The sequence below is a fragment of the Streptobacillus felis genome, assembly GCF_001559775.1.
Lineage (GTDB): Bacteria > Fusobacteriota > Fusobacteriia > Fusobacteriales > Leptotrichiaceae > Streptobacillus > Streptobacillus felis.
This window is the reverse complement of sequence record NZ_LOHX01000324.1, coordinates 1-673: the sequence shown is the minus strand read 5'-3', so window position 1 is coordinate 673 and position 673 is coordinate 1. Positions and strand designations below refer to the sequence as shown.

At 29.0% G+C, this 673-nt stretch carries 1 protein-coding gene; it reads left to right on the top strand.

All coding sequences use genetic code 11. The features are described from left to right. On the top strand, nt 1–673 hold a 673-nt coding region (locus AYC60_RS09170; RefSeq protein ID WP_197417008.1), incomplete at both ends, for a hypothetical protein.

Below are 673 nucleotides of genomic sequence, written 5' to 3'. Positions count from 1 at the left end.
ATGAATTTAAAGAAAAACAAGAATTAGCTTTAAAAGATTTAGAGAGTAGCTATAAGGGTATAAGGTCTAGTATAGAGAATATAAGTAAGACTACAAGTGATGAAGAAACAGATATAGCAGATGAAGAGAGAAGGAGTTTAAAAGAGTTATCAAATTATCATTTAAATGGAGAGTATATAGTAAGAAGTTTAAATGAAAAATCAGCGAATACAAAAGAAGATAGACTATCACTTGTAAGAGATGTTGACTTTAATGATTTAAAGGTGTTTGATAGGATAACAGAAGAGAATGTAGAATTATTACCAGAAGATTTAAAGAGAAGATACTATGAGGCAAGAGAAAGAGGAGAAGAATTAAGGGTAATAGTAGACCAAGAAAAAAATGTATATACATTTGGAGATATGAGTGAGTTAGAGTTTAAGAAAGGTTTATCAAGAGAGTTAGGTATACATTTAGAGGGAAGAAAGACAGAAGATGGTAAGTTACTTGGGGTAGCAGCAGGTAATATATATTCAGACTATGTATTAAATGGTAGTGAAGAGATAACTAACTTAGAAAAAGATAATCTTTTAGATATTCCTAGAGATGCTAAAGTTGTTAGTGATAAGCTAATCAATTCATCTATGCTATCCAATCATTATTTAGAGATAATAAATGAAAGAAATAGTAAAAA